Origin of the sequence: Arthrobacter sp., assembly GCF_048266065.1 — a bacterium.
Lineage (GTDB): Bacteria > Actinomycetota > Actinomycetes > Actinomycetales > Micrococcaceae > Arthrobacter_H.
The window spans coordinates 235,940-248,999 of sequence record NZ_JBLXAH010000001.1 but is presented as its reverse complement, the minus strand read 5'-3'; the positions used below and the strand labels follow the sequence as shown (position 1 = coordinate 248,999).

Annotated in this window: 17 protein-coding genes; 10 read left to right on the top strand and 7 right to left on the bottom strand. The window is 68.4% G+C overall.

The genetic code is table 11. The features are described 5' to 3' along the window. Positions 1 to 58: 58 nt before the first annotated feature. Both ACN0TP_RS01240 and ACN0TP_RS01235 read left to right on the top strand, forming a co-directional pair. On the top strand, positions 59 to 301 hold the full coding sequence (locus ACN0TP_RS01240; RefSeq protein ID WP_417215611.1) for a FitA-like ribbon-helix-helix domain-containing protein: 243 nt from the start codon (positions 59 to 61) through the stop codon (positions 299 to 301). Further along, positions 298 to 678, top strand: coding sequence for a type II toxin-antitoxin system VapC family toxin (locus ACN0TP_RS01235; RefSeq protein ID WP_417215609.1), 381 nt, complete (start codon positions 298 to 300; stop codon positions 676 to 678). Before ACN0TP_RS01240 ends, ACN0TP_RS01235 begins: the two co-directional genes overlap by 4 nt. Before the next feature lie 22 nt (positions 679 to 700). On the opposite strand, the gene ACN0TP_RS01230 is transcribed toward ACN0TP_RS01235, so the two are convergent. Beyond that, complete coding sequence (locus ACN0TP_RS01230; protein ID WP_417215607.1) at positions 701 to 1,834, bottom strand: PQQ-dependent sugar dehydrogenase; 1,134 nt, start codon at positions 1,832 to 1,834, stop codon at positions 701 to 703. A gap of 220 nt (positions 1,835 to 2,054) precedes the next feature. Here ACN0TP_RS01230 and ACN0TP_RS01225 point away from each other — a divergent pair, with 220 nt between their 5' ends. Then, positions 2,055 to 2,813, top strand: a complete 759-nt coding sequence (locus ACN0TP_RS01225) for a class I SAM-dependent methyltransferase (protein WP_417215605.1) — start codon at positions 2,055 to 2,057, stop codon at positions 2,811 to 2,813. A gap of 104 nt (positions 2,814 to 2,917) precedes the next feature. Here ACN0TP_RS01225 and ACN0TP_RS01220 read toward each other — a convergent pair whose 3' ends face one another. Continuing rightward, positions 2,918 to 3,610, bottom strand: coding sequence for a histidine phosphatase family protein (locus tag ACN0TP_RS01220; protein WP_417215603.1), 693 nt, complete (start codon positions 3,608 to 3,610; stop codon positions 2,918 to 2,920). Positions 3,611 to 3,681: 71 nt separating this feature from the next. Between ACN0TP_RS01220 and ACN0TP_RS01215 the strand changes: the two genes are divergently transcribed. Then, positions 3,682 to 4,635 (top strand): hypothetical protein, encoded by a 954-nt coding sequence (locus ACN0TP_RS01215; protein ID WP_417215601.1) that lies wholly within the window; start codon positions 3,682 to 3,684, stop codon positions 4,633 to 4,635. Here the strand turns inward: ACN0TP_RS01215 and ACN0TP_RS01210 are convergent. The 4 genes from ACN0TP_RS01210 to ACN0TP_RS01195 all read right to left on the bottom strand — a co-directional run bounded on the left by ACN0TP_RS01210 (position 4,632) and on the right by ACN0TP_RS01195 (position 5,870). Next, positions 4,632 to 4,823 (bottom strand): hypothetical protein, encoded by a 192-nt coding sequence (locus tag ACN0TP_RS01210; protein ID WP_417215599.1) that lies wholly within the window; start codon positions 4,821 to 4,823, stop codon positions 4,632 to 4,634. The genes ACN0TP_RS01215 and ACN0TP_RS01210 overlap by 4 nt on opposite strands. A 31-nt stretch (positions 4,824 to 4,854) precedes the next feature. Beyond that, positions 4,855 to 5,199 carry a DUF2316 family protein gene (locus ACN0TP_RS01205; protein ID WP_417215597.1) on the bottom strand — a complete coding sequence of 115 codons (345 nt, stop codon included), beginning with the start codon at positions 5,197 to 5,199 and terminating at the stop codon, positions 4,855 to 4,857. 171 nt (positions 5,200 to 5,370) lie between these two features. Further along, complete coding sequence (locus tag ACN0TP_RS01200; RefSeq protein ID WP_417215595.1) at positions 5,371 to 5,610, bottom strand: toxin; 240 nt, start codon at positions 5,608 to 5,610, stop codon at positions 5,371 to 5,373. Further along, a complete protein-coding gene (locus tag ACN0TP_RS01195; RefSeq protein WP_417215593.1) occupies positions 5,607 to 5,870 on the bottom strand; it encodes a ribbon-helix-helix protein, CopG family in 264 nt (87 codons plus the stop codon). Before ACN0TP_RS01195 ends, ACN0TP_RS01200 begins: the two co-directional genes overlap by 4 nt. A gap of 105 nt (positions 5,871 to 5,975) precedes the next feature. On the opposite strand from ACN0TP_RS01195, the gene ACN0TP_RS01190 reads away from it, so the two are divergent. The 5 genes from ACN0TP_RS01190 to ACN0TP_RS01170 all read left to right on the top strand — a co-directional run bounded on the left by ACN0TP_RS01190 (position 5,976) and on the right by ACN0TP_RS01170 (position 11,030). Beyond that, positions 5,976 to 6,683, top strand: coding sequence for a FadR/GntR family transcriptional regulator (locus tag ACN0TP_RS01190; protein WP_417215591.1), 708 nt, complete (start codon positions 5,976 to 5,978; stop codon positions 6,681 to 6,683). Then, a complete protein-coding gene (locus ACN0TP_RS01185; RefSeq protein WP_417215590.1) occupies positions 6,680 to 7,642 on the top strand; it encodes an asparaginase in 963 nt (320 codons plus the stop codon). The genes ACN0TP_RS01190 and ACN0TP_RS01185 overlap by 4 nt, the downstream gene beginning before the upstream one ends. Before the next feature lie 61 nt (positions 7,643 to 7,703). Further along, the gene (locus ACN0TP_RS01180) at positions 7,704 to 9,116 is read left to right on the top strand and encodes an aspartate ammonia-lyase (protein ID WP_417215588.1); all 1,413 of its coding nucleotides are present in this window, start codon (positions 7,704 to 7,706) and stop codon (positions 9,114 to 9,116) included. 83 nt (positions 9,117 to 9,199) lie between these two features. After that, positions 9,200 to 10,723: an amino acid permease gene (locus tag ACN0TP_RS01175; RefSeq protein ID WP_417215586.1), complete on the top strand. Its 1,524-nt coding sequence runs from the start codon at positions 9,200 to 9,202 to the stop codon at positions 10,721 to 10,723. Between the two features lie 91 nt (positions 10,724 to 10,814). Then, positions 10,815 to 11,030, top strand: a complete 216-nt coding sequence (locus tag ACN0TP_RS01170) for a hypothetical protein (protein WP_417215584.1) — start codon at positions 10,815 to 10,817, stop codon at positions 11,028 to 11,030. Here ACN0TP_RS01170 and ACN0TP_RS01165 read toward each other — a convergent pair. Then, positions 11,027 to 11,959, bottom strand: a complete 933-nt coding sequence (locus ACN0TP_RS01165; protein WP_417215582.1) for an EamA family transporter — start codon at positions 11,957 to 11,959, stop codon at positions 11,027 to 11,029. The genes ACN0TP_RS01170 and ACN0TP_RS01165 overlap by 4 nt on opposite strands. 84 nt (positions 11,960 to 12,043) lie before the next feature. Here ACN0TP_RS01165 and ACN0TP_RS01160 point away from each other — a divergent pair, with 84 nt between their 5' ends. Next, the gene (locus tag ACN0TP_RS01160) at positions 12,044 to 12,955 is read left to right on the top strand and encodes a LysR family transcriptional regulator (RefSeq protein ID WP_417215581.1); all 912 of its coding nucleotides are present in this window, start codon (positions 12,044 to 12,046) and stop codon (positions 12,953 to 12,955) included. Positions 12,956 to 13,060: the final 105 nt, after the last annotated feature.

Below are 13,060 nucleotides of genomic sequence, written 5' to 3'. Positions count from 1 at the left end.
GCACGTGCCCCGGCGGCAAGTGGGTGCATCGTGCACCCACTCGACGTAGAATGACATCATGGCAAAAGTCATCCACATCCGCGATGTTCCCGACTCGGTCCACGCCGCCTTGACCCAGGCCGCCCAGTCGCAAGGAATCTCGCTCACGCGGTACGTGCAACGCGAGCTGAAGCAGGTTGCCGAGCGCGAACACCTGGTCCGGCACAATGTCGAGGTCATCCGCCGCACGCAAGAGCAGGTCAGCGGAAGCATCGACCGGGAAACCATTCTGAAGGAACTGCACGACGGCCGCACAGAATGAAGGTCGTGGATGCCGGAGTGGTGGTGGAGCTGCTCTGCGGCAACCTGGACCCCGAACGGCTCGGCTACGAAGAACTCGCGGTACCCCATCTGCTCGACAGCGAGGTCCTCAATGTTTTGCGGCGATTGGTCCGACGCGGAGCTTTGAGTCAGCAACAAGGTCGGATTGCCCTCGACGGCTTCGGAGCGCTGGCGTTGACCCGCTACCCGGCCGATCGGCTGAGGGATCGCCTGTGGGAACTCCGCGAGAACCTCACCGCGTACGATGCCACCTACGTCGCGCTCGCGGAGATGGCAGGCGCCACGGAGTTGTTGACCACGGATCGCCGGCTCGCCCACGCGCCGGGAGTCTCCTGTCCTATGAGGGTCCTGGCCTAGACCGCTCGGTACCGGGGCTTCGTCATCGACCCGTCAGGCCGACGCTGTAGATCATGTCGTCGTCGGGGCCGGGGCTTCCGCGGCCGTCGGTGTTGTTCGTCAGGAACCACAGGTCGCCGTCCGGAGCGATCACCGCATCGCGCAACCGGCCGAACTCCCCCACGTAGTGCTCGGTCGATGCCGAGGTGTCGGCCAGCGGCACGGTGCGCAGGGACGCCCCACGCAGGTTCGCCAGGAAGATCGTCCCTTCGGCCAGGGCCACTCCGCTGGGGCTTGCCTCCCCCGGCTCCCATTGCTGGACCGGGTCCGTGTAGCCCTCCCGTGAGGCGATGCCCTCGGCCCGCGGCCAGCCGTAGTTGGAACCGGCGGTGATGACGTTGAGCTCATCCCAGGTGTTCTGCCCGAATTCGGCGGCGTACATCGTCCCGTCCGGCGCCCAGGCCAGGCCCTGGGGATTGCGGTGTCCGTAGCTGTACACATACGACCCGTCGAACGGGTTGTCCTGCGGCACCGTGCCGTCCGGGGTCATCCGCAGGATCTTGCCGGCCAGGCTGTCCAGGTTCTGGGCATACCCGCCTTGCCCGCTGTCGCCCGTGGTCGCATAGAGCATGCCATCGGGCCCGAACCCAAGGCGTCCACCACTGTGGTTGGGCCCCGCGGGGATGCCGTCCAGCAACGTCGTCGGCTTCCCCAGCGACAGGGCACCCGGTTTCCCCGCCAGTTCGAAGCGCTGGATGCGGTTGCCGGACTCGCCCGTCGAATACGCGTACAGCCGGCGTTTGCCCTCCAGCGCCAACCCGAGCAATCCACCCTCACCGCCGTGGACCACCCCGGGCACGACGCCGATCTCCCGGGTATCGCCTTCGTCGTCGATTTCGAGGATCCGCCCGCTGTCCCGCTCGCTGACCAGTGCCGTAGAGCCGCGGAAGACGATGGACCACGGTGCGTGAAGCCCGTCGGCCACCTCCTGGGGTTCCCCGCGCAACGGTTCATGCGCTGGGATCTCCGCGGAGGGCGTCGGCGACGAGGCGGCGTTGCCAGGTGCCGCTGCCGGCGTCGTTGCCGTGGGTCCCTGATCACCGGAGGCGCAGGCGGAGAGCACGACGGCAGCCGCCATCCCGGCCGCGGCCAATCCGCTCCGACGCGTGGGCTGCATCAATACACTCCTGGCTCGCAGGTCCAGTGAAACAGGACCGCCACAGCCAGCCCCTCCGGCGGCGGTCCCTTCCCCCAGTATGGGCCGAGACCGGTCGATGCGCACGGGTAGTTCGCCCCAGAGGCAGTGAAACGTCGGCAAGACCGCCTCGGTGCGCCCTCCGGAGGCCACACGTGGGCAGGCGTTTGCGCCCCAACACACCGCTTGGCATGCTGGGCGGATGACCGTGGACTATGTGGAACTCGTCGCCGAGGCGGCCGCCGTCGACGTGTCCGGATGGGATTTTTCCTGGCTGGACGGCCGCGCGACCGAGGAACGTCCGCCCTGGGGGTACGCAGGCAAGCTCGCCGAGCGCATGGCGGGCGTCGACTCCTCCCTGGACCTGCAGACCGGCGGTGGGGAGGTACTCTCCCTCGCCACCGGCATCCCCCGCCGGGCCTTCGCGACGGAGTCGTACGAACCCAACATCGAGAAGGCGACTGCGCTGCTGGGTCCGCGGGGCATCACCGTCGTCGCCGACACCGGAGAACCACCGCTGCCCTTTCCAGACGGTTCCTTCGACCTGGTCACCAGCCGGCACCCGGCGGTCGTCCACTGGCACGAGATGGCCCGGGTCCTGGCCCCCGGTGGCACGTATCTGGCCCAGCATGTCGGCCCGGCCAGCGCCTTCGAGCTCATCGAATACTTCCTGGGCCCCCAGCCCGGGGCACGGCAGGCACGCGATCCCGACCACGAGGCAGCCCAGGCTGTCGCCGCCGGCCTGGAGATCACCGACCTCAGGACCGCACGATTGCGGATGGAGATCCACGACGTCGGGGCTGCCATCTACCTGCTGCGCAAGGTCATCTGGTGGGTTCCCGGTTTCACAGTGGAACAGTATGCGGATCGGCTCCGGAATCTGCACGATGACATCCAACGCAACGGGCCGTTCATCGCGCATTCCACCCGGCACCTGATCGAGGCCCGCAAACCCGCCTGATCCTGCGGGCCAGGCCAGGACTGTCGCTGCCGAAACGGCCAATCCACGGCGAATCACCGGTGATGCCCATCCACTGGCCCGGATCGTCAACAGGTCGGGAGGGCTCAGAATCCCCGGTCGGTGGACTTTCCGGGCGCATCCTCGATGGCGTCGCTTGCGGTTTCGCCCATCGGGCCGGCCTCCTCGTCGGCGGAACCGACGGGCTCCCCGATCCACGTCTCGGCCAACCAACCGGACACCGGATCCCCGTCGACGACGATGACACCGATATTGGTCAGCGGGTTGCGCATGACGAAGTCCACGTTCAGATTCGCGCAGTGGAAGGCGGACCAGGTCCGCAGCATGGCCCCGTGGCTGACGATGGCCGCGGCCCCGAACCCGCTGGAGCAGATCTCCTCGACGACCGCGTCGAAGCGCCCCAACACGTCGGCACCCGTTTCGCCGCCGGGCATGCTGGCTGCCAGGTCCCCCGCGGCGAAGGCGCCGAACCCCATGAAGTAGGTGCGGACCGCGTCCTCGTCGTTGCGCATTTCCAGCTCACCGGCGGAGATCTCCCGCAACCCGTCCCGCACGACGACGTCGAGACCCCGTTGCGCTGCCACGGGGGCCGCGGTCTGCTGGGCCCGCTGTTGGGTCGATGCGTAGATCGCTTCGAAATCGCAGCCGTCCAGGGAATCAACGAGCCGCCGGGCCTGTTCGAGGCCCAGCTCGTTCAGGGGAGCCCCGGGAACCGTGGTGTCCAGGTGACCCCCGACGTTCGATGCCGTTTGCCCATGCCGCACCAGATACAAACGCATCGAACCGCTCCCTGCTTCAGATGGAATACCGTTGGTTTCCAACGCTACCGACAACCGAGGGATCCCACGAGTTGAAAGTACTGATCTACCTGTCCGCGCTGTTGGCCGGCTACGCCTATACGGCGGGCTTGGCCACCTGGCTTATCGCAGGAAACACGGCGGCAAGGCCCGAGGACCACGTCTTGGCGGCACTCGCGCCAACCGCGCTGTGGTGTTCCGCCTGGCTCATCGGCCTGGACCGCTTCCTGGGCGGCGGTCCGATCGAGCCAGCGCACTTCCGCGGACCCGCCTGGTGGAAGCGCGCGGGCCTGGCCACCTGGGCGCTGGGGTCGATGGCGTCGATCATCTATCCCCTCACCTTCGGCGGCCCGTTCCTTCCCTCCATCGCCACCTTGGCCTCCGGCATCGTCTTGCGTTGCGTGGCCGCCCCGGCGGGCAGACGTCTGGCGGAAGGCCGCGGAGTCGACACCCCATCCGTTTCCCTGCGGTTTCCCACCGCCGAACATCTGATCGCCGTGGGCTCCTGCTGCCTGGCCATTGGATCGTCCCTGGTCTTCTGGCTTTCGCTGCTGATCGGCTCGTCCGCCCCCGGCTGGAATGCCCGGCTGCTCTCGGGCCTCCACTTGGCGCTGTTCATCACCAGCGTGGCGACGATGGCATGTGGGGCATTCATGCGTGGTCGGATCCTCCACGATGCGAGGGTGAACCCGGACCATGTTCGCGAGCTGCATGCCCTGGTCATGAACCACGACGGCACTGCCCCGGACGACGAGATGGGTAGACAGGGGATCCGCTATGCCGTGGCCCTGCCGTATCTGCTGCACTTCCCGTTGCTGTTCCTCCCCCTGCTGTTCTTGTCGCAGGTGGTGCGGAATATCGAAGAAGCGGTCGGTGGCGGCCGGTCCACCTTTTCGCAGCTGGTGGGGACCGTCTTGGCCCTCGCCGTCGTCCTGGTCACCGCCCACTACCTCCGGCAAGTCCGGGCCGGACGCCACTATGCACGGGTGAATTCGATAGTGCCCTAATCCCCGGTGGCGCTCCGGTGCCTCTTGGCCCACCGCGTGGCCATCGTTGGCCCCAGGACACCGCAGATGACGATGACCAGAACGGCCACTGTGCCTGCAGTCAGGTGCACGACCCAGCCGACCACCAGCACCACGACGGCAACGGCCACGAGCAGGACTGAAGCCTCCAGGCTTTCCTTTCGTGTCATGCCCCGATCATTGCAAGGCCCCGGGTCGGAGTCAATCGATGTCGGCGTTATCCGCAACCACAGGCAGGGCCCCGGTTCCGGGCTGCGGGGCATCACGCAGCACGTACCACTTGTAGGCCTCGGTCCGGGCCTCCTCGGTGAGCACGGTGTACTCGACGGGGTCGGCACCGGCTTGGCGGACGGCCAGCTCCAGGTAGTCCCGCAGCACCCACACATCCACGGGGTCGACCATCTCGCGCAGCTCCAGCGAGGCGTCGAGCTCGTCTTCGGTGAATTCCAGGTCCTCGCACACCTGCTCGCGGGACAAACCCGAGCGCTCGAAGTTGGCGGCAAGCTGCTCGCCGGTGGCCTGGCGTTCGGCTGGTTTCAACGTCATGGTGGCTCCTTCGCTGGTGGCTTCCAGGGGCATCCCGCAGGCGAGCCCGCGGGCGGCCCGGATGCCGCTGGTGTCCGTCTCCTTGCACCCTACGCCAGAGTGCGGTGCGGAACGACCGTCCGAGTCGGACCGGGGACTTCCCACGGTATCGACCCGTGCGGATGGCGTGACTCATGGCAGCAAGTCAAGCATTTGAGGTCTGGCCCTCATCGCATGGATGATCAACTCGTTGCCACTGTCGAACACCAAGACAACTGTCTCCAACAGGCGTCCATGAAAATCGAACCCCAGCCGCAACTGCCGGGATGGGCACTCGTCGTCGAGATCTTCAATCCACAATGCCCACGTGGCGGCCTGGATCGCGTCCTCGTGCCCGATGCCGTGTTTCAGCGCAGATGGATGGACGTTCACGCCGCTGAAATCGTCAACGCTTCACGAATGACCTCGGAGCGCGTTTTACCTTCGCGTTCCGCGCGGGCGTCAATCACGGAGAGCTCTTCCACCGTGAACCGCACCGCAACCACCTGAGAGGGTTCCGCCCCCCGCCCTGGCCGGCCCCGGCCCCGCTTCTTCAGCTTTTCGACGTCGTAACCGATTTCCGCTTCAGTCACCCAGGCGGCAATTTGCCCATCCGTGACGGGCACTCCGTTGATTGATTCCTGCGCATTCATATAATTACTGTATTACGAAATACCCTGGGCGTCGAGAGGAATCCTGCCGCGGCGGCCTCGCCCCGGTCTTGACCGCCCCCTGTGAGCCGTGCCATAGTACTGAACATGAACCTGTCAGACAGCTGGACAGCAGGACAACAGCCGATCGACCGCACCAGCGCGTCCGAGGCCGTCTTCCGCTCCCTGCGCTCCGCCATCGAATCCGGCGAACTGGCGGTCGGCACCAAGCTCAGCTCCGAGGCGACCCTCGGCGCCCAGTTCGGCGTCAGCCGCTCGGTCGTCCGCGAGGCGCTGCGCTCCTGCGCCGCCCTGGGCCTGACCCGGACCGAGACCGGCCGCGGCACGTTCGTCATCGCCGCCGAACCCCGGCAGGACCTGGTGCTCGGCAGCTTCTCCTCCACCGACCTGCTCGAGGCCCGCCCCCACATCGAGGCCCCCGCGGCACGCCTCGCGGCCCAGCGCCGCACCACCGGGGACCTCGAACGGCTGAAGACCTTGATGGAGGCCATGCGCACCGAGGACGACGCCGGCGCCTGGGTCGAGCTCGACGCCACCTTCCACCTCGCCATCGCCGCCGCCAGCGGCAACGGCGTCTTCATCAAGGTCGTCGGCGACATCCGCGATGCCATGGCCCGCCAGTCGGAGACCCTGAACCTGGTCGCCGGACGCCGCGAGCCCTCCAACCGCGAACACGAACTCATCGTCGCGTCCATCGAGGCCCGCGACCCCTCAGCCGCCGAGCGCGCCATGCAAGAACACCTCGGGGCCGTCCGCGGCGCCGTGGACCACCTCGTCAGGAACGGATTCCAGTGAACCTCCCCGCCCACGCACCCCTGGCCGCCCAGACCCGCGGCGACGCCGTCGAGTCCGTCCACTACGGCTCACTCGTCGCCACCGCCCCCGACGGCACGGTGATCGAGGCCCTCGGCGACGCGCAGGCCGGCTTCTACCCCCGCTCGGCGCTGAAACCGCTCTTCGCCGTCGGCATGCTCCGCGCCGGGCTGGAAGCGACCGGCGAACAACTGGCCCTGGCATCGGCCAGCCACAACGGATCACCGAAGCACCAGCAGGTGGCGCTCTCCACCCTGGCCGCCGCCGGGCTGGACGAGACAGCGTTGGCGAACAGCACCGACCTGCCGTACGGCCCGGCCGAGCGCGAGGCGTGGCTGCGCTCCGGGCACGGCCCCACCCGGCTGGCCCAGAACTGCTCCGGCAAGCACGCGGCACTGGCCGCGTTGTGCGTGCAGCGCGGCTGGCCGGTGGACGGCTACCTGGATGAGTCCCATCCGGTCAACGCGATGCTGCGCACCGCGGTTCAGGACCTGACCGGCGAGGCGGTCGGCGCCACCAGCACCGACGGCTGCGGCACCCCCGTCTACACGATCACCCTGGCCGGCATGGCCCGTGCCTTCGGCCAGCTGGCCTCCGCGGCCGAGGGCAGCCCCGAGCGCCGGGTTGCCGACGCCATGCGGGCCCACCCCTACCTGGTCGCCGGCGAGGGCCGGGACGTCACCGCCATCATGCGTGCCGTGCCGGGGCTGGTCGCGAAGGACGGGTTCGAGGGCATCCAGGTCATCGGGCTGCCCGATGGCACCGGACTGGCGGTGAAGGTCTCCGACGGCGGGGACCGGGCACGGATGCCCATTACCGCCGCCGCACTGACCCGGCTGGTGGACGATGCCTCCCTCGCCACAGCACTACAGCCGCTGCTGGCGGTCCCCGCGCTCGGAGGCGGGCACCGCGTCGGCGAGCTCGCCGCCGTCGTGCAGTAGGAAACCCGGCACCCCCACCACCCACACCACAGCAACACCCAGCACAGGAGATCACCCCGTCATGCCCACCACCAGCCTGGCCGCCACCCGCATCGAGCACGATCTGATCGGCGACCGCGAGGTCCCCGCCGACGCCTACTGGGGCGTGCACACGCTGCGCGCCTCGGAGAACTTCCACATCACGGGCCAGCCGTTGGCGTCCAACCCGCACCTGATCCGCGCCCTGGCCCTGGTGAAGCAGGCGGCGGCGCGGGCCAACCGCGAGCTCGGGCTGCTCGATGCGACCCGCGCCGACGCGATCGAGGCCGCCTGCGCCGAGATCGCCGATGGGGCACTGCACGAGCAGTTCATCGTCGATGTGCTCCAGGGTGGGGCCGGGACCAGCACCAACATGAACGCCAACGAGGTCATCGCCAACCGGGCGCTGGAGATCCTGGGCCATGCGCGCGGTGACTACCGGTACCTGCACCCCAATGACCACGTGAACCTCTCGCAGTCCACCAACGACGTCTACCCGACGGCCGTCAACGTCGCGACGTCCTTCACCGCGGTGCCGCTGCTGGCGGCGATTGAGGAACTGGAGGCGGCGTTCGCGCGCAAGGCCCTGGAGTTCAGGACAGTGGTGAAGATGGGCCGCACCCAGCTCCAGGACGCCGTGCCGATGACGCTGGGCCAGGAGTTCGGCACCTATGCGGTGACGATCCGCGAGGACCGCGACCGGCTGGCCGAATCGCTGGAGCTGGTGCACGAGATCAACCTCGGTGCAACGGCGATCGGCACCTCGCTCAACGCGCCGACCGGCTACACCGAGGCTGCCTGCCGCCACCTGGTGGAGTTGACCGGCCTGCCCCTGACCACCTCCCCCGACCTCATCGAGGCGACCCAGGACGTGGGCGCATTCGTGCACCTCTCCGGGGTGCTCAAGCGCGTTGCGGTCAAGCTCTCGAAGATCTGCAACGACCTGCGCCTGCTCTCCTCCGGACCGCGCGTGGGGTTCAACGAGATCAACCTGCCCGCCGTGCAAGCAGGATCCTCGATCATGCCCGGCAAGGTCAACCCCGTGATCCCCGAGGTCGTGAACCAGGTGGCCTACCAGGTGATCGGGCACGACGTGACGATCTCGATGGCCGCCGAGGGCGGGCAGCTGCAGCTGAACGCGTTCGAACCGGTGATCGTGCATTCGCTGACGCTGTCGATGCGCCACCTCGAGGCGGCCTGCCAGACGCTGGCCCGCAATTGCGTCGAGGGCATCACCGCCAACGAGGAGCTCCTGCGCCGCAACGTGGAGAACTCGATCGGGCTGGTCACCGCCCTGACCCCGCAGCTCGGCTACGCCACCTCCACGGCGATCGCCCTGGAGGCCCTGCATTCGGGCCGGGGCATCGCCGAGCTGGTGCTCGAGCAGAACCTGCTCTCCCGCACCGAACTCGATGAGCTGCTGCGCCCCGAACGCCTGGCCAACCTCTCCGACTGAGTCGGCGCAGCGCCGCACACCACTTCACTGACCACCACACAGACCACCTCGCACCGTTCCTTCCCCCGATCAAAGGACAACGCATGACCAGCACCCACCAGCAGCCGGAGCCGCCGGCGCAGCACGAGGCCCACCAGCATGCCTCCGGGCAGGCCCTGACCGTCGGCGACGGCGACTACAAGAAGGGCCTGAAGAACCGCCAGATCCAGATGATCGCCATTGGCGGGGCCATCGGCACCGGGCTGTTCATGGGCGCCGGTGGCCGGCTGGCCGATGCCGGCCCCGGACTGGTCATCGCGTTCGCCGTCTGCGGGTTCTTCGCGTTCCTGATCCTGCGGGCGCTGGGCGAACTGGTGCTGCACCGCCCGACGTCTGGCTCCTTCGTCTCCTACGCCCGGGAGTTCTTCGGGGAGAAGGCGGCCTTCGTCACCGGCTGGATGTACTGGCTGAACTGGTCGATGACAGCGATCGTGGACATCACCGCCGTCGCGCTCTACATGCACTTCTTCGCCAAGTACGTCCCCTGGATCGGGGCCGTCCCGCAGTGGATGTGGGCACTGGCCGCCCTGGTGCTGGTGCTCTCGGCGAACCTGGTCTCAGTTAAGGTCTTCGGCGAACTGGAGTTCTGGTTTGCGCTCATCAAGGTCGTCGCGCTGGTGGGCTTCCTGGCCGTGGGCATCTACTTCGTCATCTTCGGCACCCCGCTCGCCGGGCATGAGGTCGGCTTCTCCCTGATCGCCGACCACGGGGGCATCCTGCCCAACGGCCTGCTGCCGGTGCTGGTGGTCATGCAGGGCGTGGTGTTCTCCTACGCGTCGATCGAGCTGCTCGGCACCGCCGCCGGCGAGACCGAGAACCCCGAGAAGATCATGCCCAAGGCGATCAACACCGTGGTGGTGCGCATCGTGGTGTTCTACATCGGCTCGCTGACGCTGCTCTCGCTGCTGCTGCCCTTCACGTCCTACCAGGCCGGCGTGAGCCCCTTCGTGACGTTCTTCGGTTCCATCGGCGTCTCCGGCATGGACTCCATCATGAACCTGGTGGTCCTCACCGCCGCGCTGTCCTCGCTGAACGCCGGGCTGTATTCGACAGGTCGCATCATGCGCACCATGGCCCTGGCCGGATCGGCACCGAAATTCGCCTCCCGGATGAACCAGGCCGGCGTGCCCTACGGCGGCATCATGCTCACCGCTGCCGTCGCCTGCCTGGGCGTGCTGCTCAACGCGATCGTTCCGGCCAAGGCGTTCGAGATCGTGCTGAACATCGCCTCGCTGGGCATCATCTCCTGCTGGGCGATGATCGTCCTGTGCCAGTTGGCCTTCCACCGGCTGACCCAGCGCGGTGAGGCGGTCCGCCCGGCCTTCCGCATGATCTTCGCGCCCTGGAGCGGGTACCTGACCCTGGCGTTCCTGCTCTTCGTGGTGGTCCTGATGGCCTTCGACTCCCCCGTCGGCACGTGGACCGTCGCCTCGATCGTGGTCATCGTCCCGGCGCTGATGGCCGGGTGGTATGCCTGCCGCAAGAGGGTGCGCCAGATCGCCGCCCAGGCGGAGGCCGGCCTGCTCCCCGGCGGGAAGGACCCCCGGGAGACCGCCGACATCCACTGACCGGGCCACCTTCCGGGCCCCTGTGGAACCGACGGCGTCGCGCAATGGTGCGCGGCGCCGTCGGTGCGTGGGGGGCCGCTAGGATGCGTCCATGGGCGAGGAACCGTATGAGCTGCAGTACGACGGCGAGCACTTCCTGCTCTCCACCGAGGACCACCGGCGGCTGGCCAAGATCTACAAGAGCGGGTTGTCCATCAGCAGTGTGCTGTTCACCTTCACTCCGGTGGGCAGTACGCGGGAGGTGACACTGGCCGTGGGCGGTGGCGCACGGTTGATCCTGACCCGCGACACGCCCGCCACGGATTAGACGTCCCCGGTGGCCCCGCCCGGAGGTGCGGGCGCCGGGGCCGCCGGGCTGGCGGCCTCCACGGCCACCGGAACCCGCCGCTGGCCCGAGCGCGTGGCGCCGATCCCGGCCAGGACCACCAGCACGATCCCCACGATCGCCGCGGGTCGCGGGACCTGGTGAAGGATGGTCAGCCCGATGACGACGGCGATGGCCGGTTCCAGGCACATCAGGGTCCCGAACGCTGCTGTGGTCAGCTTGCGCAGGGCCAGCATCTCGAGGCTGAAGGGGATGACCGGCAGCAGCAGGGCCAGGGCGAAACCGACCAGCAGGATCTGCCAGTCCAGGCGGGCCACGATGGAGGGGCCGACCACGCAGGTGGCGACGATGGCCGCCACCGGCATGGAGATGCCCAGCGCGCTGATCCCGGAGGCGGTGTCCCCGGCCTTCTGGGTGAACAGCACATACCCGGCCCAACAGGCGGCGGCGCCGAGGGCGAAGAGGATGCCCACCGGGTCGGTGGCACCCACCCAGGGCTCGGTCAGCCCCAGCACCCCGGCGGCCGCCACCAGCGCCCACCAGCGGGCGGGGCCCCGGCCCTGGATGATCGCGATGGAGAGCGGGCCCAGGAATTCCAGGGCGCTGGCGGTGCCCAGCGGGATGCGTTCGACGGCGAGCATGAACAGCACCGTCACCCCTCCGGTTGCCACGCCCAACAGGATGCTGGCACCCCAGGCGGCGCGGCTGAACCTGACCCGCCAGGGCCGCCCGATCACGACCAGGATGACGCCGGCCCACGCCAGCCGCAGCCAGGCGACGCCTTCCGGCCCCAGGACGCCGATGAGTCCGACGGAGACGGCCAATCCCAGTTGCACGCAGGTCATGGAGGCCAGTGCCATGATCGAGCCGGTGCCGGCAGGGCCCAGCGCCGTGCGAGGTGGGGAAGTCATGGGACCATTGCATCCGACGTCGTCCATCCATGTCCACGTGACAATCCTCAACAAACCATTCAGGATTGCTGCACAATGGTTTCCATGGAGACCCGACGCCTGCAATACCTCTACGAGCTCTCCCGGATGGGCTCGATGCGCGGGGTCGCGGACCTGCTGGGCACCACGACCTCGACGGTCTCCCAGCAGATCGCGCTGCTCGCCCGGGACACCGGGGCGCGCCTGCTGGAACCTGAGGGCCGCGGGGTCAGGCTCACTCCCGCAGGACGCCGGCTCGCCGAGCACGCCGAATCGATCCTCGCCGCCGTCGATGCGGCACGGCTGGACCTTGACCCGACGGCCGAACCGTCGGGGACGCTGCGCGTCTCGGGTTTCGCGACGGCCATCCGCACCACGTTGATGCCGGTCATCGCCGAGTTCGCCGAACACCACCCCCGGGTCCGCATCCAGGTCCTCGAGCACGAACCGGCCGAGGCACTGCGCCAGCTGGCAGTGGACGAGATCGACCTGGCCCTGACCTACGACTACAGCCTGGCTCCCGACGATGTCGGGGCGGGCATCGAGACCCTGCCCCTGTGGAGCACACCGTGGGGGCTCGGCGTGCCGACCGCGGACGCCCTGCACTTCCGCTCGACCAGGGCCAGTGCCGACGGGACGCCCGGGGCCGCCGAGGTCTTCGACGCGTTTCGTGACCACGACTGGATCGGCAATTCGCGCAACGTCGCCGACGAGACGGTGCTGCGCATGATCTCCTCGATGGCCGGCATCGAGCCGGCGCTGCGCCACCAGTCCGACAGCCTGGACCTGGTGGAGGACCTGGTCCTGGCCGGGCTCGGGGTCGGCATGCTGCCGGCGAACCGGCCGCCGCGGGCGGGCATCACCATCCTGGCGCTGCACGACCCCGAAGTCAGGTTGCGCGCGTTTGCCCGGACCCGGCGTGGGCGCAGCGCCTGGCCGGCTCTGGCGCTGGTCCTGGACCGCCTCCGGAACGGCTGAAGCCGGCGCCCCCTCCCCTATTAGGACGCGTAGACTCTCAATAGGCGTCGAATAGGTATTTCCCCCTCCGAGCGGCCCGGCCTAGAGTTCACACGAGACGCCACC

What these genes read in the sequence shown, in the direction of transcription:
- ACN0TP_RS01190 (WP_417215591.1), top strand. Translation starts at nt 5,976, where the DNA reads ATGAACCTGTCAGACAGCTGGACAGCAGGACAACAGCCGATCGACCGC.
- ACN0TP_RS01225 (WP_417215605.1), top strand. Translation starts at nt 2,055, where the DNA reads ATGACCGTGGACTATGTGGAACTCGTCGCCGAGGCGGCCGCCGTCGAC.
- ACN0TP_RS01240 (WP_417215611.1), top strand. Translation starts at nt 59, where the DNA reads ATGGCAAAAGTCATCCACATCCGCGATGTTCCCGACTCGGTCCACGCC.
- ACN0TP_RS01160 (WP_417215581.1), top strand. Translation starts at nt 12,044, where the DNA reads ATGGAGACCCGACGCCTGCAATACCTCTACGAGCTCTCCCGGATGGGC.
- ACN0TP_RS01220 (WP_417215603.1), bottom strand. Translation starts at nt 3,610, where the DNA reads ATGCGTTTGTATCTGGTGCGGCATGGGCAAACGGCATCGAACGTCGGG.
- ACN0TP_RS01230 (WP_417215607.1), bottom strand. Translation starts at nt 1,834, where the DNA reads ATGCAGCCCACGCGTCGGAGCGGATTGGCCGCGGCCGGGATGGCGGCT.
- ACN0TP_RS01180 (WP_417215588.1), top strand. Translation starts at nt 7,704, where the DNA reads ATGCCCACCACCAGCCTGGCCGCCACCCGCATCGAGCACGATCTGATC.
- ACN0TP_RS01205 (WP_417215597.1), bottom strand. Translation starts at nt 5,199, where the DNA reads ATGACGTTGAAACCAGCCGAACGCCAGGCCACCGGCGAGCAGCTTGCC.
- ACN0TP_RS01170 (WP_417215584.1), top strand. Translation starts at nt 10,815, where the DNA reads ATGGGCGAGGAACCGTATGAGCTGCAGTACGACGGCGAGCACTTCCTG.
- ACN0TP_RS01195 (WP_417215593.1), bottom strand. Translation starts at nt 5,870, where the DNA reads ATGAATGCGCAGGAATCAATCAACGGAGTGCCCGTCACGGATGGGCAA.
- ACN0TP_RS01210 (WP_417215599.1), bottom strand. Translation starts at nt 4,823, where the DNA reads ATGACACGAAAGGAAAGCCTGGAGGCTTCAGTCCTGCTCGTGGCCGTT.
- ACN0TP_RS01165 (WP_417215582.1), bottom strand. Translation starts at nt 11,959, where the DNA reads ATGACTTCCCCACCTCGCACGGCGCTGGGCCCTGCCGGCACCGGCTCG.
- ACN0TP_RS01235 (WP_417215609.1), top strand. Translation starts at nt 298, where the DNA reads ATGAAGGTCGTGGATGCCGGAGTGGTGGTGGAGCTGCTCTGCGGCAAC.
- ACN0TP_RS01175 (WP_417215586.1), top strand. Translation starts at nt 9,200, where the DNA reads ATGACCAGCACCCACCAGCAGCCGGAGCCGCCGGCGCAGCACGAGGCC.